The organism is Serratia myotis (assembly GCF_027474885.1).
In the GTDB taxonomy this organism is placed as follows: Bacteria; Pseudomonadota; Gammaproteobacteria; order Enterobacterales; family Enterobacteriaceae; genus Serratia; species Serratia proteamaculans.
The window spans coordinates 295,470-315,273 of record NZ_CP099707.1 but is presented as its reverse complement, the minus strand read 5'-3'; the positions used below and the strand labels follow the sequence as shown (position 1 = coordinate 315,273).

The 19,804-nt window shown below is 55.7% G+C and carries 15 protein-coding genes, 1 tRNA gene, 3 rRNA genes and 1 riboswitch; of the genes, 9 read left to right on the top strand and 10 right to left on the bottom strand.

Annotation, left to right across the window (positions count from 1 at the left end):
- Positions 1-77 precede the first annotated feature (77 nt).
- From rrf to NHG65_RS01400, 4 genes are all read right to left on the bottom strand, one after another.
- Positions 78-193, bottom strand: a 5S ribosomal RNA gene (rrf, locus tag NHG65_RS01415).
- 102 nt (positions 194-295) lie between these two features.
- Positions 296-3,204 (bottom strand): 23S ribosomal RNA (locus NHG65_RS01410).
- 234 nt (positions 3,205-3,438) lie between these two features.
- A tRNA-Glu gene (locus NHG65_RS01405) sits at positions 3,439-3,514 on the bottom strand.
- Between the two features lie 144 nt (positions 3,515-3,658).
- Positions 3,659-5,201: ribosomal RNA gene (locus NHG65_RS01400) — 16S ribosomal RNA — on the bottom strand.
- Together the 16S, 23S and 5S rRNA genes with 1 tRNA gene alongside form the textbook arrangement of a ribosomal RNA operon.
- Before the next feature lie 666 nt (positions 5,202-5,867).
- On the opposite strand from NHG65_RS01400, the gene purH reads away from it, so the two are divergent.
- Together purH and purD are read left to right on the top strand one after the other, a co-directional pair.
- Positions 5,868-7,457 (top strand): bifunctional phosphoribosylaminoimidazolecarboxamide formyltransferase/IMP cyclohydrolase, encoded by a 1,590-nt coding sequence (gene purH / locus NHG65_RS01395; protein WP_499182863.1) that lies wholly within the window; start codon positions 5,868-5,870, stop codon positions 7,455-7,457.
- A gap of 48 nt (positions 7,458-7,505) precedes the next feature.
- A complete protein-coding gene (gene purD, locus NHG65_RS01390) occupies positions 7,506-8,789 on the top strand; it encodes a phosphoribosylamine--glycine ligase (protein WP_261418169.1) in 1,284 nt (427 codons plus the stop codon).
- A gap of 46 nt (positions 8,790-8,835) precedes the next feature.
- On the opposite strand, the gene NHG65_RS01385 is transcribed toward purD, so the two are convergent.
- From NHG65_RS01385 to nudC, 6 genes are all read right to left on the bottom strand, one after another.
- The gene (locus NHG65_RS01385; protein ID WP_221344852.1) at positions 8,836-9,474 is read right to left on the bottom strand and encodes a DUF1481 domain-containing protein; all 639 of its coding nucleotides are present in this window, start codon (positions 9,472-9,474) and stop codon (positions 8,836-8,838) included.
- Between the two features lie 69 nt (positions 9,475-9,543).
- A complete protein-coding gene (gene hupA / locus NHG65_RS01380; RefSeq protein WP_012004757.1) occupies positions 9,544-9,816 on the bottom strand; it encodes a nucleoid-associated protein HU-alpha in 273 nt (90 codons plus the stop codon).
- A 188-nt stretch (positions 9,817-10,004) separates the two neighbouring features.
- On the bottom strand, positions 10,005-10,595 hold the full coding sequence (locus NHG65_RS01375; RefSeq protein ID WP_099064201.1) for a YjaG family protein: 591 nt from the start codon (positions 10,593-10,595) through the stop codon (positions 10,005-10,007).
- A 48-nt stretch (positions 10,596-10,643) separates the two neighbouring features.
- Complete coding sequence (nfi, locus tag NHG65_RS01370) at positions 10,644-11,330, bottom strand: deoxyribonuclease V (protein ID WP_499182862.1); 687 nt, start codon at positions 11,328-11,330, stop codon at positions 10,644-10,646.
- 9 nt (positions 11,331-11,339) lie between these two features.
- The gene (gene hemE / locus NHG65_RS01365; RefSeq protein WP_219015142.1) at positions 11,340-12,404 is read right to left on the bottom strand and encodes a uroporphyrinogen decarboxylase; all 1,065 of its coding nucleotides are present in this window, start codon (positions 12,402-12,404) and stop codon (positions 11,340-11,342) included.
- A gap of 39 nt (positions 12,405-12,443) precedes the next feature.
- Positions 12,444-13,211 (bottom strand): NAD(+) diphosphatase, encoded by a 768-nt coding sequence (gene nudC / locus NHG65_RS01360; RefSeq protein ID WP_499182861.1) that lies wholly within the window; start codon positions 13,209-13,211, stop codon positions 12,444-12,446.
- A 99-nt stretch (positions 13,212-13,310) separates the two neighbouring features.
- On the opposite strand from nudC, the gene rsd reads away from it, so the two are divergent.
- From rsd to thiH, 7 genes are all read left to right on the top strand, one after another.
- The gene (gene rsd, locus NHG65_RS01355; RefSeq protein ID WP_099064205.1) at positions 13,311-13,814 is read left to right on the top strand and encodes a sigma D regulator; all 504 of its coding nucleotides are present in this window, start codon (positions 13,311-13,313) and stop codon (positions 13,812-13,814) included.
- A gap of 39 nt (positions 13,815-13,853) precedes the next feature.
- Positions 13,854-13,978: riboswitch (TPP riboswitch) on the top strand.
- A gap of 114 nt (positions 13,979-14,092) precedes the next feature.
- A complete protein-coding gene (thiC, locus tag NHG65_RS01350; protein ID WP_099064206.1) occupies positions 14,093-16,036 on the top strand; it encodes a phosphomethylpyrimidine synthase ThiC in 1,944 nt (647 codons plus the stop codon).
- Positions 16,029-16,667 (top strand): thiamine phosphate synthase, encoded by a 639-nt coding sequence (gene thiE / locus NHG65_RS01345; RefSeq protein ID WP_099064207.1) that lies wholly within the window; start codon positions 16,029-16,031, stop codon positions 16,665-16,667. Before thiC ends, thiE begins: the two co-directional genes overlap by 8 nt.
- Before the next feature lie 4 nt (positions 16,668-16,671).
- Positions 16,672-17,421 (top strand): HesA/MoeB/ThiF family protein, encoded by a 750-nt coding sequence (locus NHG65_RS01340; protein ID WP_499182860.1) that lies wholly within the window; start codon positions 16,672-16,674, stop codon positions 17,419-17,421.
- The gene (gene thiS, locus NHG65_RS01335; RefSeq protein ID WP_085118477.1) at positions 17,418-17,618 is read left to right on the top strand and encodes a sulfur carrier protein ThiS; all 201 of its coding nucleotides are present in this window, start codon (positions 17,418-17,420) and stop codon (positions 17,616-17,618) included. The genes NHG65_RS01340 and thiS overlap by 4 nt, the downstream gene beginning before the upstream one ends.
- A gap of 1 nt (position 17,619) precedes the next feature.
- Positions 17,620-18,399, top strand: a complete 780-nt coding sequence (locus NHG65_RS01330) for a thiazole synthase (RefSeq protein WP_099064210.1) — start codon at positions 17,620-17,622, stop codon at positions 18,397-18,399.
- The gene (thiH, locus tag NHG65_RS01325) at positions 18,399-19,532 is read left to right on the top strand and encodes a 2-iminoacetate synthase ThiH (RefSeq protein ID WP_207980139.1); all 1,134 of its coding nucleotides are present in this window, start codon (positions 18,399-18,401) and stop codon (positions 19,530-19,532) included. The genes NHG65_RS01330 and thiH overlap by 1 nt, the downstream gene beginning before the upstream one ends.
- The last annotated feature ends 272 nt before the right edge of the window (positions 19,533-19,804 follow it).

Here is a 19,804-nt window from a genome sequence, read left to right as displayed (position 1 = left end):
AGAATGGCGGCAATTCTTTCTTTCGCACACAGCAAAAAGCCCCATGCTTTCGCATGAGGCTTTCGACTTTAATTAATGCCTGGCAGTGTCCTACTCTCGCATGGGGAGACCCCACACTACCATCGGCGCTACGGCGTTTCACTTCTGAGTTCGGCATGGGGTCAGGTGGGACCACCGCGCTATTGCCGCCAGGCAAATTCTGTTTCATTCCAACCGCCACTCGCGTAGCCATCAGAACCAATCTCGGAACATTCGCTGAAAATCTACTCTCAAATCAAAACACTTTTGGTGTTGTAAGGTTAAGTCTCACGGATCATTAGTACTGGTTAGCTCAATGCATCGCTGCACTTACACACCCAGCCTATCAACGTCTTAGTCTTAAACGTTCCTTCAGGGGGATCAAGTCCCCAGGGAAGACTCATCTCGAGGCAAGTTTCGCGCTTAGATGCTTTCAGCGCTTATCTTTTCCGCACTTAGCTACCGGGCAATGCCATTGGCATGACAACCCGAACACCAGTGGTGCGTTCACTCCGGTCCTCTCGTACTAGGAGCAACCCCTCTCAATCTTCCAACGCCCACGGCAGATAGGGACCGAACTGTCTCACGACGTTCTAAACCCAGCTCGCGTACCACTTTAAATGGCGAACAGCCATACCCTTGGGACCTACTTCAGCCCCAGGATGTGATGAGCCGACATCGAGGTGCCAAACACCGCCGTCGATATGAACTCTTGGGCGGTATCAGCCTGTTATCCCCGGAGTACCTTTTATCCGTTGAGCGATGGCCCTTCCATTCAGAACCACCGGATCACTAAGACCTACTTTCGTACCTGCTCGAGCCGTCACTCTCGCAGTCAAGCTAGCTTATGCCTTTGCACTAACCTCACGATGTCCGACCGTGATTAGCTAACCTTCGTGCTCCTCCGTTACTCTTTGGGAGGAGACCGCCCCAGTCAAACTACCCACCAGACACTGTCCTCACCCCGGATTACGGGGCCGAGTTAGAACATCAAACATTAAAGGGTGGTATTTCAAGGTTGGCTCCACGCAGACTGGCGTCCACGCTTCAAAGCCTCCCACCTATCCTACACATCAAGGCTCAATGTTCAGTGTCAAGCTATAGTAAAGGTTCACGGGGTCTTTCCGTCTTGCCGCGGGTACACTGCATCTTCACAGCGAGTTCAATTTCACTGAGTCTCGGGTGGAGACAGCCTGGCCATCATTACGCCATTCGTGCAGGTCGGAACTTACCCGACAAGGAATTTCGCTACCTTAGGACCGTTATAGTTACGGCCGCCGTTTACTGGGGCTTCGATCAAGAGCTTCGCCTTGCGGCTGACCCCATCAATTAACCTTCCAGCACCGGGCAGGCGTCACACCGTATACGTCCACTTTCGTGTTTGCACAGTGCTGTGTTTTTATTAAACAGTTGCAGCCAGCTGGTATCTGCGACTGGCTTCAGCTCCGAGAGCAAGTCTCTTCACCTACGCGCCAGCGTGCCTTCTCCCGAAGTTACGGCACCATTTTGCCTAGTTCCTTCACCCGAGTTCTCTCAAGCGCCTTGGTATTCTCTACCTGACCACCTGTGTCGGTTTGGGGTACGATTTGATGTTACCTGATGCTTAGAGGCTTTTCCTGGAAGCTTGGCATCAACTACTTCTGCACCGTAGTGCATCGTCATCACGCCTCAGGGTTGAATAAGTAACCGGATTTACCAAGTCACTCCCCCTACACGCTTAAACCGGGACAACCGTCGCCCGGCTAGCCTAGCCTTCTCCGTCCCCCCTTCGCAGTAACACCGAGTACAGGAATATTAACCTGTTTCCCATCGACTACGCCTTTCGGCCTCGCCTTAGGGGTCGACTCACCCTGCCCCGATTAACGTTGGACAGGAACCCTTGGTCTTCCGGCGAGCGGGTTTTTCACCCGCTTTATCGTTACTTATGTCAGCATTCGCACTTCTGATACCTCCAGCAACCCTCACAGGCCACCTTCAACGGCTTACAGAACGCTCCCCTACCCAACAACGCCTAAGCGTCGCTGCCGCAGCTTCGGTGCATGGTTTAGCCCCGTTACATCTTCCGCGCAGGCCGACTCGACCAGTGAGCTATTACGCTTTCTTTAAATGATGGCTGCTTCTAAGCCAACATCCTGGCTGTCTATGCCTTCCCACATCGTTTCCCACTTAACCATGACTTTGGGACCTTAGCTGGCGGTCTGGGTTGTTTCCCTCTTCACGACGGACGTTAGCACCCGCCGTGTGTCTCCCGTGATAACATTCTTCGGTATTCGGAGTTTGCATCGGTTTGGTAAGCCGGGATGGCCCCCTAGCCGAAACAGTGCTCTACCCCCGAAGATGAGTTCACGAGGCGCTACCTAAATAGCTTTCGGGGAGAACCAGCTATCTCCCGGTTTGATTGGCCTTTCACCCCCAGCCACAAGTCATCCGCTAATTTTTCAACATTAGTCGGTTCGGTCCTCCAGTTAGTGTTACCCAACCTTCAACCTGCCCATGGCTAGATCACCGGGTTTCGGGTCTATACCTTGCAACTATTCGCCCAGTTAAGACTCGGTTTCCCTACGGCTCCCCTATACGGTTAACCTTGCTACAAAATATAAGTCGCTGACCCATTATACAAAAGGTACGCAGTCACCCAACTAGTAGGCTCCCACTGCTTGTACGTACACGGTTTCAGGTTCTATTTCACTCCCCTCGCCGGGGTTCTTTTCGCCTTTCCCTCACGGTACTGGTTCACTATCGGTCAGTCAGGAGTATTTAGCCTTGGAGGATGGTCCCCCCATATTCAGACAGGATGTCACGTGTCCCGCCCTACTCATCGAACTCACAATTAATGCATTTTAGTGTACGGGACTATCACCCTTTACTGTGCGACTTTCCAGACGCTTCCACTAACACAAGAACTGATTCAGGTTCTGGGCTCCTCCCCGTTCGCTCGCCGCTACTGGGGGAATCTCGGTTGATTTCTTTTCCTCGGGGTACTTAGATGTTTCAGTTCCCCCGGTTCGCCTCATACGACTATGTATTCATCGTATGATAGTGCAACGAATTGCACTGGGTTTCCCCATTCGGGTATCGCCGGTTGTAACGGTTTATATCACCTTACCGACGCTTATCGCAGATTAACACGCCCTTCATCGCCTCTGACTGCCTAGGCATCCACCGTGTACGCTTAGTCACTTAACCTCACAACCCAAAAGTGTTTCCACCTTCGTGCTGCTACATTTGAGAGACTCTATGACAGGTTAATCCTTACTCCAGTACTTCTACGGAGGAGTAAGTTTCAGCTGTCATGTTTCAATTTTCAGCTTGTTCCAGATTGTTAAAGAGCAATATCTTAAACACGACTCGTTAAAGTCATCTTTAAGATGTTTTCGGTTCGGCAAGAACCGGTGATAATGTCTTTCACTCATTATCGGATGGCGTCCCCAAGGGGATTCGAACCCCTGTTACAGCCGTGAAAGGGCAGTGTCCTAGGCCTCTAGACGATGGGGACACGAAAATCCGATTAAACTGAACGTCTTAATCGGTTCGTATCAGCATGAGTCAGAGACTCATTACATCAACAGGTAGCGCTTTTGCTCATTACTTTTTCATCAGACAATCTGTGTGAGCACTACACGCAATCAATATCATTAGGTAAGGAGGTGATCCAACCGCAGGTTCCCCTACGGTTACCTTGTTACGACTTCACCCCAGTCATGAATCACAAAGTGGTAAGCGCCCTCCCGAAGGTTAAGCTACCTACTTCTTTTGCAACCCACTCCCATGGTGTGACGGGCGGTGTGTACAAGGCCCGGGAACGTATTCACCGTAGCATTCTGATCTACGATTACTAGCGATTCCGACTTCACGGAGTCGAGTTGCAGACTCCGATCCGGACTACGACGTACTTTATGAGGTCCGCTGGCTCTCGCGAGTTCGCTTCTCTTTGTATACGCCATTGTAGCACGTGTGTAGCCCTACTCGTAAGGGCCATGATGACTTGACGTCATCCCCACCTTCCTCCGGTTTATCACCGGCAGTCTCCTTTGAGTTCCCACCATGACGTGCTGGCAACAAAGGATAAGGGTTGCGCTCGTTGCGGGACTTAACCCAACATTTCACAACACGAGCTGACGACAGCCATGCAGCACCTGTCTCACAGTTCCCGAAGGCACTAAGGCATCTCTGCCGAATTCTGTGGATGTCAAGAGTAGGTAAGGTTCTTCGCGTTGCATCGAATTAAACCACATGCTCCACCGCTTGTGCGGGCCCCCGTCAATTCATTTGAGTTTTAACCTTGCGGCCGTACTCCCCAGGCGGTCGACTTAACGCGTTAGCTCCGGAAGCCACGCCTCAAGGGCACAACCTCCAAGTCGACATCGTTTACAGCGTGGACTACCAGGGTATCTAATCCTGTTTGCTCCCCACGCTTTCGCACCTGAGCGTCAGTCTTTGTCCAGGGGGCCGCCTTCGCCACCGGTATTCCTCCAGATCTCTACGCATTTCACCGCTACACCTGGAATTCTACCCCCCTCTACAAGACTCTAGCTTGCCAGTTTCAAATGCAGTTCCCACGTTAAGCGCGGGGATTTCACATCTGACTTAACAAACCGCCTGCGTGCGCTTTACGCCCAGTAATTCCGATTAACGCTTGCACCCTCCGTATTACCGCGGCTGCTGGCACGGAGTTAGCCGGTGCTTCTTCTGCGAGTAACGTCAATGCAATGTGCTATTAACACACTACCCTTCCTCCTCGCTGAAAGTGCTTTACAACCCGAAGGCCTTCTTCACACACGCGGCATGGCTGCATCAGGCTTGCGCCCATTGTGCAATATTCCCCACTGCTGCCTCCCGTAGGAGTCTGGACCGTGTCTCAGTTCCAGTGTGGCTGGTCATCCTCTCAGACCAGCTAGGGATCGTCGCCTAGGTGAGCCATTACCCCACCTACTAGCTAATCCCATCTGGGCACATCTGATGGCGTGAGGCCCGAAGGTCCCCCACTTTGGTCCGAAGACGTTATGCGGTATTAGCTACCGTTTCCAGTAGTTATCCCCCTCCATCAGGCAGTTTCCCAGACATTACTCACCCGTCCGCCGCTCGTCACCCAGAGAGCAAGCTCTCCTGTGCTACCGCTCGACTTGCATGTGTTAGGCCTGCCGCCAGCGTTCAATCTGAGCCATGATCAAACTCTTCAATTAAAAGCTTGATTTGCTTCAACTCGTGAAGCGATGCTCGAAAATAACTTTCGTAATAGTCGTTCTGTTGGACAAGCCAACGAAACAACGTATTGCTTGGTCACTCTTCAAGACTTGATATTTTTTCGAACCCGAAGGTTCTGGATATCGTCTTGTGGAGTGCCCACACAGATTGTCTGATAAATTGTTAAAGAGCAGTGAGTTAGCCGCCGTAGCTTGCTATCTCGAGGTGGCGTATATTACGCTTTCCTCTTTCAGAGTCAACCCCTAAATTTCAGGATTTTTTCTCTTCGAACCCCGGAGACTCTGTGAAGTTGTTCACATGTTCCGTGTCGATGGAGGCGCATTATAGGGAGTTCTCAGCAGGCCGCAATAGGTATTTTCGACAAAAACGATCGTTTGCTGCATTCCACAGCAAAACCCCGCTTTATACCTTGTTGTGCACAAACTTATCCACAGAAGTCATTTGCACGGAAAATTTACGAGCGCCACGCAAACGTTTTCGCTACAATTCCCCGCGACGAAACGCTCCCCTTTTTATGGGGGCGTTACCTGAATCTGTGCCTGATCACCCCTTTATAGAGAGAAAAACCTTTCCTTATAGAGAGTAGAAGGTGGAAATTCACGTAACGCTCTTTTATTGCGACTCCAAAGCCAAGGGATAAAACCATGCAACAACCTCGTCCAATCCGCCGGGCCCTGCTCAGCGTCTCTGACAAAGCCGGTATCGTTGAATTCGCCGAAGCGCTATCCCAGCGTGGCGTTGAACTGCTCTCCACCGGTGGCACTGCCCGCCTGCTGGCAGATGCCGGCCTGCCTGTTACCGAAGTTTCCGACTATACCGGCTTCCCGGAAATGATGGACGGACGAGTAAAGACCCTGCACCCCAAAGTACATGGCGGTATTCTGGGCCGTCGTGGCCAGGACGATGCCATCATGGACCAACATGACATCAAGCCAATCGACATGGTGGTAGTAAACCTTTATCCGTTCGCCCAGACCGTGGCGCGTCCGAACTGCTCACTGGAAGACGCGGTCGAGAACATCGACATCGGCGGCCCTACCATGGTGCGCTCCGCCGCCAAGAACCATAAAGACGTTGCCATCGTGGTGAAGAGCAGCGACTACGCCGCTATCATTACCGAGATGGATAACAACGACGGTTCGCTGCGATACACCACCCGATTCGATCTGGCCATCAAAGCCTTCGAACACACCGCCGCTTACGACAGCATGATCGCCAACTACTTCGGCGCGCTGGTTCCGGCCTACCACGGTGATACTGAGCAACCTGCCGGCCGTTTCCCTCGCACCCTGAACCTCAACTATATAAAGAAGCAAGATATGCGCTACGGTGAGAACAGCCACCAGCAAGCTGCCTTCTATATAGAAGAGAACGTTCAGGAAGCCTCTGTCGCCACCGCGGAACAATTGCAAGGCAAAGCGCTGTCTTACAACAACATCGCCGATACCGATGCCGCACTGGAATGTGTGAAAGAGTTCGCCGAGCCGGCCTGTGTGATCGTCAAGCACGCCAACCCGTGCGGTGTGGCGATCGGTGATGATGTTCTCGCGGCCTATGAGCGAGCCTATCAAACCGACCCTACCTCTGCTTTCGGCGGTATTATCGCCTTCAACCGCGAACTCGACGCCGCCACCGCACAGGCGATCATCAGCCGCCAGTTTGTGGAAGTGATTATCGCGCCGAGCATCAACCAGGAGGCTCGCTCCCTGCTGGCGGCCAAGCAGAACGTGCGCGTATTGGCCTGTGGCCAATGGCAGCAACGTATTGCCGCTCTCGACTTCAAACGTGTCAACGGCGGCCTGCTGGTACAGGATCGCGATCTGGGCATGGTGAGCGAAGGCGACCTGCGTGTGGTATCCGAACGCCAACCGACCGCACAGGAACTGCGTGATGCGCTGTTCTGCTGGAAGGTTGCCAAGTTCGTGAAGTCCAACGCCATCGTCTATGCGCGTGACAACATGACTATCGGCATAGGCGCCGGCCAGATGAGCCGAGTTTACTCCGCCAAGATCGCCGGGATCAAAGCCGCGGACGAAGGCCTGGAAGTCAAAGGCTCCGCCATGGCGTCTGACGCCTTCTTCCCGTTCCGTGATGGCATCGATGCCGCCGCGGCGGTAGGTATCAGCTGTGTGATCCAGCCTGGCGGTTCGATCCGCGATGATGAAGTGATTGCCGCCGCCAACGAGCACGGCATCGCGATGATCTTCACCGACATGCGCCACTTCCGCCATTAATCCCTTTTGCCGCGTGCGCTCCGGCGCACGCTCTGCGTGGAGCACCTAATGAACATTTTAATTATCGGCAACGGCGGGCGCGAACATGCGCTGGCCTGGAAAGCGGCCCAGTCGCCGTTGGCAGATAAAGTCTACGTTGCACCGGGTAACGCCGGCACCGCACTGGAAAGCAATCTGGAGAATGTGGCGATCTCTGCTACCGATATTCCAGCGCTGCTTGCCTTTGCCCAGAGCCATGATATCGATCTCACCATCGTCGGGCCGGAAGCGCCGTTGGTGATTGGCGTGGTTGATGCCTTCCAGGCCGCGGGCCTGAAAATCTTTGGCCCATCCCAGGCGGCAGCCCAATTGGAAGGCTCCAAAGCCTTCACCAAAGACTTCCTGGCGCGCCATAACATCCCAAGCGCCGAGTACCAAAACTTTACCGAGGTTGAGCCGGCGCTGGCCTATCTGCGCAGTAAAGGTGCCCCCATCGTTATCAAGGCCGACGGCCTGGCCGCCGGCAAGGGCGTGATCGTCGCCATGACGTTGCAGGAAGCGGAAGACGCAGTACAGGACATGTTGGCCGGTAACGCCTTTGGCGATGCAGGTCACCGCATCGTGGTGGAAGAGTTCCTTGAAGGTGAGGAAGCCAGCTTTATCGTGATGGTCGACGGCGAGAACGTGGTGCCGATGGCCACCAGCCAGGATCACAAGCGCGTCGGCGACGGTGATACCGGCCCAAACACCGGCGGCATGGGGGCTTACTCCCCGGCACCGGTCGTTACCGATGAAATCCACCAGCGCGCCATGGATCAGGTCATCTGGCCAACCGTGCGCGGCATGGCAGCGGAAGGTAACACCTACGTCGGTTTCCTGTACGCCGGGCTGATGATCTCCGCCGACGGCCAGCCAAAGGTGATTGAATTCAACTGTCGCTTTGGCGATCCGGAAACCCAACCCATCATGCTGCGTCTGCGTTCTGATCTGATCGAACTGTGCCTGGCCGGTGCAGAAGGCAAGCTGGGAGAGAAAACCTCCGAGTGGGATGAGCGTCCTGCGCTGGGCGTGGTACTGGCAGCCGGCGGCTATCCGGGTGATTACAACAACGGTGAAGTCATTCAGGGTCTGCCACAGCAGGAAAGTGCCGACGGTAAGGTGTTCCACGCCGGTACTCGCATGCAGGGCGATGACGTGGTCACCAGCGGTGGGCGCGTGTTGTGCGTAACCGCATTGGGTGAAACGGTGGCACAAGCGCAACAACGCGCCTATCAATTAGCGGAAGGTATTCAGTGGCCGGGGAGTTTCTGCCGCAAGGATATTGGCTATCGTGCGATTGCACGCGGCAAATGATCTGAACACTGAAATGCTAGCCAGGCTCCGCAATGCGGAGCCTTTTTTATAGCTGGTCTTCTTTCGGTTCCCAGCGGCAAAAATCATCGTTCGCCACCAGCAGCAGTTCACGCCCTTCCGGTGCATCCAACCAGGCTATATTCACCGGCTGGCTGCTATTGCGGGCGCGTCGCGCAATCCAGGCTTCGGCACTGCTGTCCAGTTCCGGCTTCAGCGTTTGGCCATCGCAGGTTTGTACTACTCCTTGCTGCCAACGCCCCTGCAGCAGCTTCACCTTGCCGGCGCGCAGCGCATTGCTTAATTCCAGCACTCGTCGGGCCTGGTATTGATACAGCGCGATTTCATCGGCGGTCAGTTGTTCACGCCGCGTAGCCAATTGGCGTTGCATAAAGCTCACTCCGCCGTCATCGGCAAAGCGCAATTGAATAGAGTCTTGATCGCCATCGGCGTCAGTGCGTTTAATCTGACGCAGCTTGCCGTTTTCATATTCGTACAGCGTGGTGACGGTACCCGGACCACGGTAGGGACTGTAGACGCTCATCAACACCAGTGGATGATGCCGATCGTCATCTTTACGCCACAGACGCATAACGCCCTGGTCGGCTACATAGCCGCTGGCCGTAAAGGCAGGGGGATCAGAATGACTGCTGCAGGCGCTCAGGCCGCCGGCAATGCCGATGACCATAAGCGCCTGTCGGATAAACAAAAGGGGCGCTATAGCCCCTCTGTTTAATCTTTTCACCAACACGCAGTATTACTTAACTGCGTCTTTCAGTGCTTTACCAGAAACGAACGCAGGCACGTTAGCAGCTGCGATTTTGATTTCTTTACCAGTCTGCGGGTTGCGACCAGTGCGCTCGTTGCGGTGGTTGACCTTGAAAGTCCCGAAACCAACCAATTGTACTGCATCACCTTCTTTCAGAGACTCAGTAATAGCAGCCAGGGTGGATTCCAGAGCCAGTTTAGCTTGTGCTTTGGAAAGGTCAGCCTTGTCCGCGATTACATCAATCAGTTGAGTCTTGTTCATAAGTTATCCTTACAGTGTGTTTATCGTTTGCAAAGCATCGAGTGCGACGGATATGCCGATGTACAGCACTCCCTGCATACACGCACCGATAGCCACTTTTTTTACGCCCCCCAAATGTAGACCAGACAGGGTGCGGATGTGAAGCCTTAAGGCATGACAAATCAGGCGTTAAATCACGTTTTCTTGCCTTATTGCGTTAAATTTATCCCGATATTACTAACTGCGGCCTCGCGGAGGTCAGAACGTAACCCTTTGATCAGTTCTAAATCACGCTCTTCGCAGTCAGCCAACAGGCGGAAAATTTCCCATTGGATGTCCCATTCTTCCTCTACCGCAGGCAAAACCTTGAGCTCATCGTCGGTCATTTCCTTACCGGCCTGAGTCATTTCCAACATCGCCACGGTGCGAATTGACGTTTCGCTGATGGCGATGGCGTGCTCTAGCGTCTCCCCGCTGAGTCGCGAATGGATCAGTTCCCCTAATGCGATACAGGCGTCAATCGCCGGGTAAACGCCGTAAAGATCGTAATCTTCTGCCGAGGGGATCGCCTCTTCCAACTTCTCCAACTGATTGTCAAAGTTGACCTTGGCGTCCTTGATCACCAGCGTTTCCCACACCAAATCCAGAATGCGGCGATAAATTGCCGGATCGCCGAACTCGGTTTGCAGGCAGAACATCTGGTAATTCGGATACATACGCTCGCACAAACTGGCCATAAAGGTCAAATGTTGCCAGCTCTCAAGTTTTTCCAGACGTAAATGAATCGGGTTACGTAGCATTATTCACTCTCTTACGCGTTATCTGCGCCGCAGTGTACCCGAAATCGGTCATTGCGACACCTCCGGATGCTGCTGTAACCAGCGCTGGAAGGCCGGGCGGCGCGAGGCGATGGCATCGGCCCAACGTGTAGGTTCTGGCAAACGGTAACCCGCCATGCAACGTTGTACCCAGGCGAGCGCACTGTCGGCGCCAACACGATGGCCGGTGGAGATGAACAACGGATTGCAGCGCGCCTTGCTGCGCCATACCCAACCCAACGGCTCGCCTTTGTCCTTCAGCGCAGCCAATGCGCCTGCATCTGCGTCCAATGGGGCGAATTTACCGCACAGGCGCTTTTTGGCTACGCCGATGGTCGGTACGTCAACCAGCAGGCCAAAATGGCTGGCAACGCCCAGGCGGCGCGGATGCGAGATGCCATGCCCATCGACCAGAACCAGGTCCGGTTTCTGATGCAGTTGCTCCCAGGCAGCAAGCAACGCAGGGTATTCACGGAATGATAAAAAACCAGGGATATAGGGCATGGTGGTGCTAACACGAGCCACCTGGTATTCCACCAGCTCCAGCGACGGATAGCGCAGGATGGCGATGGCGGCGCGGGTTACCGCCCCTTCCTGCTCAAAACCCACGTCGGCACCGGCGATGAAGGCCGGTGGATCGACCAAAAAATCATCCTGGCGAATGACTTCAGAGGCGCGAAGCAGTTGCTCCGTACGCAGGGCCTTAGTATCTATCACGTCCAATCCTTAGCGATGGTATTTCCCCGACTGCGCGTGAACCGCCTCAACAAAGGCGCCTGCGTTCTCCGGCGGCACGTCCAGGTGAATACCATGCCCCAGGTTGAACACGTGCCCTTCGCCGTGGCCGAAACCAGCCAGAATGGTTTCCACTTCCTGGCCGATACGCTCAGGTGACGCATACAGCATGGAAGGATCCATATTGCCCTGCAACGCGACTTTGTCCCCTACGCGACGGCGTGCATCAGCGATATCGGTTGTCCAGTCGAGGCCTAACGCGTCACAACCGGTCGCCGCCATCGCCTCCAGCCACTGACCGCCACCTTTGGTAAACAGCGTCACCGGTACACGGCGGCCGTCGTTTTCACGTAGCAGGCCGTCGACAATCTTATGCATGTAGTGCAGTGAGAACTCGCGGTAGTCACGACCGGTCAGCACGCCACCCCAGGTATCGAATACCATCACCGATTGTGCACCGGCTTTAATCTGGGCGTTAAGATACAAGATGACGCTGTCCGCCAGCTTATCCAGCAGCAGGTGCAACGTCGCCGGCTCGGCGTACATCATTTTTTTCAGCTTGGTGAAGGCCTTGCTGCTGCCGCCTTCCACCATATAGGTCGCCAGTGTCCACGGGCTGCCAGAAAAACCAATCAGCGGCACTTCGCCCTTCAGCTCACGACGGATGGTGCGCACCGCATTCATCACATAACCCAGTTCCACTTCCGGGTCGAACGCCGGCAGCTTGTCGACATCGGCACGGCTGGTGATCGGTGAGGAGAAACGCGGGCCTTCACCGGTTTCGAAATACAGGCCCAGCCCCATAGCATCGGGAATGGTGAGGATATCGGAGAACAGGATCGCAGCATCCAGTGGGAAACGACGCAGCGGCTGCAGCGTGACCTCACAAGCCAGCTCCGCGTTCTTGCACAGCGACATGAAATCACCGGCCTCGGCGCGCGTAGCCTTGTACTCCGGCAAATAGCGACCGGCCTGACGCATCATCCATACAGGGGTCACATCCACCGGCTGACGCAACAGTGCGCGCAGGTAACGATCGTTCTTCAACTCATTCATTATGGGGCTCCCTTATTCATCTGCCGGTATTGTAGCGATTTATTGTTCACGGCATAAGGCTACGGTGTCCTCTATCAGGCGACGCGCTACGGTGCCGGGTGGCGGTAGCAGTGGCAACCGATCGTAGCGGTACCAACCGGCGTTAAGCAGCTCTTTGGGATCGTGGCGGATCTCGCCCCGGTGATAATCGGCCATAAAGGCCATCATCAGCGAATGCGGGAATGGCCAGGGTTGCGAGGTGACATAACGCAGGTTTTTGATTTCAATATTACTTTCTTCCATAACCTCACGCGCAGCCGCCTGCTCCAGCGTTTCGCCGACTTCGACAAAACCGGCCAGTACGGTATGAATACCGCCGCGGTGACGCACATGCTGCGCCAGCAGGATCTCATCGTCACGCCGAATGGCGACAATCACGCAGGGTGCGATCTGCGGGTAATAACGCTCCCGGCAGTTGCCGCACAGGCAGGCACTTTCGGTGCGGCTGAGGTGCATTTCATGGCCACAATAGCCGCAGTAGCGGTGGGAACGGTAAAAATCGGCCAGTTGTACGCCACGCCCGGCGAGCTGGAACAGCCCGCGATCGAGTTCAAGCAGTTGGCGCACCGAGCCCATCTCCTGCGGCATCGCGTGGCGCACCAGCCAGACCGGCAGCCCTTCCCATTCGCCAATAGCGCGAGCCATCCGCCCCTGCAGGGAGAATGACGCCGCTGAACCGCACGGTAATTCACCGTTCGGTAACCAAAGTTTGCTTTCCTGGCTGACGATCCACCAGCCATTTTCATTACCCGTTAATGCAAGTTCCATATCGTTGTTGCACAACCTCAGCTTCACTGGCACTCTACAAATCGGCCTTGTTACATTTTAATAACTTACTGTTACGTTTTATTACTTACGGAGTCAAACATGCTCAACCGTTTGGAAAGCCTGACTCAGCGCGTTGGTGGTAGTAATGAATTAGTAGATCAATGGCTTCAGGCGCGCAAGCAATTGCTGGTCGCCTATTGCGCCCTGGTGGGCATCAAACCGAACAAAGAAAAGCATACGCCGCTGAATGAAAAAGCGCTGGAGAACTTTTGCCATAATCTGGTGGATTATCTCTCCGCCGGCCATTTTCATATCTATGACAGAATTATCAAACAAGTGGAAGGCGCATCCAGTCCGAAAATGTCTCTGGCGGTCAACATCTATCCCAAGCTGTGGGCCAATACCGAGCAGATCATGGCTTTCCACGATCGCTATACCGAAGTGGATATCGATCAGGACCTGTGCCTGGAATTGCATCAGTCTTTGTCCGACATCGGTGAAACGCTGGCAGCACGTTTTACCCTCGAAGACAGGTTGATCCAACTGGCGGCTGAAACCTGGCAACAGGCGGAGCCGGACAAGACACTGGATCCAGCCAGCTAAAATGTTGTAGTCTATTTTATTATCCCTCCTATACTGGAGGGCATCTTGTCGGAGTGCCTAGCGCCTGATTTGTTCATCAAATTGGCCAGGCTGAGACCGTTAATTCGGGATCCGCGGAACCTGATCGGGTTAATACCCGCGAAGGGAACAAGAGTAATCTATCGCCATAGGCAGGTGACCCGATTTGGGATAATCCCGCCTTCCCGGCCAGCATTATTACTCCCTCCGAGCTCCAGACAAGCAACTTTCCCAACCCAACACACTGGTAGGAACTTGCTATGTCTAACGTTAAAAAACCCCGTGCCCGTAAAGAGCAACGCGAAGAAGCCCAGCAGTTTATCGACACCCTGCAAGGGGTCTCCTTCCCCAATTCACGCCGTATCTATCTGCAAGGCTCACGTAGCGATCTGCAGGTGCCCATGCGTGAAATTCAGCTCAGCCCGACGCTGATCGGCGGTGAGAAGGACAACCCGCAGTACGAGCAGAACGAAGCCATCCCGGTGTATGACACTGCCGGTCCTTACGGCGATCCTCAATCCGAACTCAACGTGCACACCGGTCTGGCGAAGTTACGCGCGGGTTGGATCACCGAACGCGGTGATACCGAAGCCCTCAAGGGCGTCAGTTCCGGTTTTACCCAGCAGCGCCTGGCCGATGAAGGCCTGGATCACCTGCGCTTTGAACATCTGCCGTTACCACGCAAGGCGCAACCGGGCAAATGCGTCACCCAGTTGCACTACGCCCGCGTCGGTATCATTACCCCGGAGATGGAGTTTATCGCCATCCGCGAAAACATGGGTCGCGAACGCATCCGCGGTGAGGTGTTACGCCACCAGCATCCGGGACAAAGTTGGGGCGCCAACCTGCCGGAGAACATCACGCCGGAATTTGTCCGCCAGGAAGTGGCCGCCGGTCGCGCCATCATCCCTGCCAATATCAACCACCCGGAATCGGAGCCGATGATCATCGGCCGCAACTTCCTGGTGAAGGTTAACGCCAACATCGGCAACTCGGCGGTGACCTCTTCGATCGAGGAAGAAGTCGAGAAACTGGTGTGGTCCACCCGCTGGGGCGCGGATACGGTGATGGATCTTTCTACCGGCCGCTATATTCACGAAACCCGCGAATGGATCCTGCGTAACAGTCCGGTACCGATTGGTACGGTACCGATCTATCAGGCTCTGGAAAAGGTGAACGGCGTAGCGGAAAACCTCACCTGGGAAATGTTCCGCGATACGCTGCTGGAGCAGGCAGAACAAGGTGTTGACTACTTCACCATTCACGCCGGTGTACTGCTGCGTTACGTGCCGATGACCGCCAAACGCCTGACCGGCATCGTCTCCCGCGGCGGTTCGATCATGGCCAAGTGGTGCCTGTCGCATCATCAGGAAAACTTCCTTTACCAGCACTTCCGCGAAATCTGTGAGATTTGCGCCGCCTATGATGTCTCTCTGTCCCTCGGCGATGGCCTGCGTCCTGGCTCGATTCAGGACGCCAATGACGAGGCACAGTTCGCCGAACTGCACACCCTGGGTGAACTGACCAAAATTGCCTGGGAATATGATGTTCAGGTGATGATCGAAGGCCCCGGCCACGTACCGATGCAGATGATCCGCCGCAATATGACCGAGGAGCTGGAGCACTGCCACGAAGCGCCGTTCTATACCCTCGGCCCGCTGACCACCGATATCGCCCCGGGTTATGATCACTTTACCTCCGGCATCGGAGCCGCGATGATCGGCTGGTTCGGCTGCGCCATGCTGTGTTACGTCACGCCGAAGGAGCACCTCGGCCTGCCGAATAAAGAGGATGTCAAACAGGGACTGATCACCTACAAGATTGCCGCCCACGCTGCCGATCTGGCTAAAGGGCACCCCGGCGCGCAGATCCGCGATAACGCCATGTCCAAGGCGCGCTTCGAATTCCGCTGGGAAGACCAATTCAACCTGGCGCTCGATCCGGCCACCGCACGTGCTTATCACGACGAAACCCTGCCACAGGAGTCCGGCAAAATTGCCCACTTCTGCTCCATGTGCGGGCCAAAATTCTGCTCGATGAAAATTTCGCAAGAAGTTCGCGACTATGCCGCCGCGCAGGAAGCGGCCAAACCGATAGAAGTGCAGCTAACCGGCATGGAAAAAATGTCTGCCGAGTTCCGCTCACGCGGCAGCGAGCTGTACCACAGCGCCGGCAACCTGCAAGAGGAGCTGAGCAATGACTGATATCACCACGCCTTTCCCCGCGACTCCGCACAAGTTGGGGCTATACCCGGTGGTCGACAGCGTTGAATGGATTGCCCGCTTGCTGGAAGCAGGCGTCACCACAATTCAGCTGCGCATCAAGGATCTGCCGGATGAGCAGGTCGAAGATGACATTGCCGCGGCCATTGCCCTCGGCAAACAGTACGATGCCCGATTGTTTATCAATGACTACTGGCAACTGGCGATTAAACACGGTGCCTATGGCGTGCATCTCGGCCAGGAGGATTTGGCTACCACCGATCTGGCGGCGATTCACCGCGCGGGGCTGCGTTTGGGGGTTTCTACCCATGATGATAGCGAGCTGGCTCGCGCCATTGCGGTGAAACCTTCCTATATTGCACTGGGGCATATCTTCCCGACGCAAACCAAAGACATGCCTTCCGCCCCTCAGGGTCTGGTGGAGCTGAAACGTCATATTGCCGGATTGAGTGACTATCCGACGGTGGCGATCGGCGGGATCAGCATCGATCGCGTGGCGGCCGTGCTGGAATGTGGCGTCGGCAGCGTAGCCGTGGTCAGCGCCATTACCCAGGCTGAGGACTGGCGCGCAGCGACCGCACAACTGCTACAACTGATCGAAGGCAAGGAGTAATGCCATGTTGAACGATCAAGAGTTCCTGCGCTACAGCCGCCAGTTATTGCTGGAGGACATTGGCCCCGAAGGCCAGGAGAAGCTAAAACAGTCGACGGCGCTGATCGTCGGGTTGGGGGGATTAGGCTCCCCCGCCTCGCTCTATCTGGCCGCCGCCGGCGTCGGCACCTTGTTGCTGGCCGATGACGATACGCTGCACCTCACCAATCTACAGCGTCAAATCCTGTACCGCAGTTCCGACGTAACCCAAAGCAAAGCCGCCCTGGCACAGCGTCAATTACAGGCGCTAAACCCAATGGTGGAGTCCATCGCACTGGAGCAGCGTTTGCAGGGGGAAGTGTTGCAGCAGGCCGTTGAACGCGCCGATCTGATTTTAGACTGTAGCGATAACATGGAAACCCGTCATGCGGTAAACGCCGCCTGTATCAAGGCCGGTAAACCGCTGATCAGCGGCAGTGCGGTAGGTTTCAGTGGTCAGTTGCTGGTGATAGAACCTCCCTATGCCCACGGCTGCTACGCCTGTCTGTATCCGGAACAAACGGTACCCCAGCGCAATTGCCGTACCGCTGGCGTCCTTGGCCCAGTGGTCGGCGTCATTGGCACGCTGCAAGCGCTGGAGGCGATAAAAATGCTGGCGGGCCTGCCTTCTTCCCTCAGCGGCAAACTGCGGTTGTTCGACGGCAGACAACAAAGCTGGAGCACTTTGCAACTCAGTCAGGCCAGCTGCTGCGCGGCGTGCGGAGGCTCAGCATGAAGATCCGGCTTAATGACCAACCGCTGGAGCTGGCGCAACCGCTGAGCGTCACCGCCCTGCTCGAGCAATTGCAGCGCCACCAGCCGGGCACCGCGCTGGCTATCAACCAAACCATCATCCCGCGCGCCGACTGGGCTAACCACCTGGTGCAAGACGGTGATGACATCCTGTTGTTTCAAGCGATCGCCGGAGGCTGACATGCTGCAAATCGCCGATACCACTTTTACCTCACGCCTGTTTACCGGCACCGGCAAATTTGCCACGCCGACGCTGATGCTGGATGCCCTGCAGGCCTCGGGCTCGCAGTTAGTCACCATGGCCATGAAACGTGTTGATCTGCGTGGCGGTAATGACGCCATTCTGGCGCCGCTGCAACAGCTGGGCGTACGCCTGCTACCGAATACCTCCGGTGCGAAGACCGCCGCAGAAGCGGTGTTTGCCGCCCGACTGGCGCGTGAAGCGCTTGGTACCCACTGGGTGAAGCTGGAAATCCATCCCGATGTGAAATACCTGCTGCCGGACCCGATCGAAACCCTGAAGGCGGCGGAAACGCTGGTAAAAGAAGGGTTTGTGGTGCTGCCTTACTGCGGTGCCGATCCGGTGTTGTGTAAACGGTTGGAGGAAGCGGGCTGCGCCGCGGTTATGCCGCTGGGTGCGCCTATTGGTTCCAACCGTGGGCTGCGCACCCGCGATTTCCTCGAGATCATTATCGAACAGGCCAGGGTGCCGGTGGTGATCGACGCCGGTATTGGCGCGCCAAGTCATGCCTTAGAGGCTATGGAACTGGGTGCCGATGCGGTGCTGGTGAATACCGCTATCGCCGTGGCGCGCGATCCGGTGCAGATGGCGCGGGCATTTCGTCTGGCACTGGAAGCCGGTGAGCTGGCACGCCAGGCCGGATTGGGCAGTAGCCAGCGCAATGCCATAGCCTCCAGCCCGCTGACCGCTTTTCTCAGCCAGAGCGAGGAGATGTTGTGATGGCCGATGATTTCAGTAGCCGCTGGCAGCAGTTGGATTGGGACGATATCTCGCTGCGTATTAACAGCAAGACGGCACGTGATGTCGAGCACGCGCTGAATGCGGAAAAACTGACGCGTGAAGATTTTATGGCGCTGATCTCCCCCGCCGCCGCATCCTACCTTGAGCCATTGGCACAGCGTGCGCAGCAGTTGACGCGCCAACGCTTTGGCAACGTGGTCAGCTTCTACGTGCCGCTGTACCTGTCCAACCTGTGCGCCAACGACTGTACCTACTGCGGTTTTTCGATGAGCAATCGCATCAAGCGTAAAACCCTGGATGCCGCCGAGATCGAACGCGAGTGTCTGGCAATTAAGGCACTGGGTTTTGAGCACTTGCTGTTGGTCACCGGCGAACACCAGACCAAGGTCGGCATGGACTATTTCCGACAGCATATTCCAGCGATCCGCCGCCATTTCAGCTCGCTGATGATGGAGGTGCAACCCCTGGAGCAGAAAGAGTACGCCGAACTGAAAGCGCTGGGATTGGATGGCGTGTTGGTGTATCAGGAAACCTACCACCCCGCCACTTACCTGCAGCATCATCTGCGCGGTCAGAAACAGGATTTTCATTGGCGACTGGCCACGCCGGATCGCCTGGGTCGCGCCGGGATCGACAAGATCGGTCTTGGTGCACTGATTGGGCTTTCCAACAGTTGGCGTACCGACTGCTATATGTTGGCCGAACACCTGTTCTACCTGCAGCAGACCTACTGGCAAAGCCGCTATTCCATCTCGTTCCCGCGCCTGCGTCCCTGTGCCGGCGGTATCGAACCGGCGTCGATCATGAGCGAGCCGCAACTGGTGCAGTTAATCTGTGCTTTCCGGCTGTTCGCCCCCGATGTAGAGCTGTCTTTGTCGACGCGTGAATCACCGTTCTTCCGCGATCATATGATCCCGGTGGCGATCAACAGCGTCAGTGCCGGATCCAAAACCCAGCCTGGCGGTTATGCCGACGATGTCGCCCCTGAACTGGAACAGTTCGAACCGCACGATGGCCGTACCCCACAGCAGGTAGCGCAAGCCATCAGCGACGCCGGTTTACAGCCGGTGTGGAAAGACTGGGACGGATACCTGGGGCGCAGCCCGCAGTAATCTGCAAGCCTTGCAGCACCGTTGAAAAAACCAGGGGAGCCTTGCGCAGAAGCTATCGACGTCGCTGGCGGGGCAAATCAGCCCCGCTATAGTGGCGATGCTGGTTGCCAAACCCGGTGCCAGCCGGAGCCGTCACCTCCTCGACAGCTCCGCCTTACCCTCTCCCGGATCACGTCGGATTACCCTCCCGCGTGACTCCGGGTCCTCCCGCTGTTGATATCCGGCTAATCTGCTTTGTTGCCCCTGGGCTGTTTAACGGTGTCATAAAGGCA